The 583-nt window shown below is 69.6% G+C and carries 1 pseudogene; it reads right to left on the minus strand.

The annotated features are described in order from the left end of the window. Nucleotides 1–583, minus strand: a pseudogene (locus ACFQUZ_RS32380) (ATP-dependent Clp protease ATP-binding subunit); the annotation flags it as partial.

Here is a 583-nt window from a genome sequence, read left to right on the forward strand (position 1 = left end):
GGACTGGCCGACGACCCGCTTGTGCAGCTCGTCCTCCATCCGCAGCAGCCGGGAGGTCTCCTCCTCGGTGAGCTTGTAGACCGGGATTCCGGTCCAGGCGCCCAACACCTCGGCGACATCCTCATCGGCCACCACGGCAGGGAGGGACTCCTCGGTCATCCGGCGGATCCGCAGCCGGGCGCCGGCCTCGTCGATCAGGTCGATCGCCTTGTCCGGCAGGAACCGGTCGGAGATGTACCGGTCGGCCAGCGTCGCCGCCGCCACCAGCGCCCCGTCGGTGATGCTCACCCGGTGGTGCGCCTCGTACCGGTCCCGCAGGCCGCGAAGGATGCCGACCGTCTCGCCGAGACTGGTTTCGCGGACGTCGACGCGCTGGAACCGGCGGTCCAGGGCGCCGTCCTTCTCGATGTACTTCCGGTACTCCGTGACGGTGGTCGCCCCGACGGTCTGCAGTTCCCCTCTGGCCAGCATCGGCTTGAGCAGCGACGCCGCGTCGATCGCGCCCTCGGCCGCGCCCGCACCCACCAACGTGTGGATCTCGTCGATGAACAGGATGATGTCGCCCCGGGTCCGGATCTCCTTG

The organism is Plantactinospora sp. GCM10030261, from assembly GCF_042666615.1.
In the GTDB taxonomy this organism is placed as follows: Bacteria; Actinomycetota; Actinomycetes; order Mycobacteriales; family Micromonosporaceae; genus KBS50.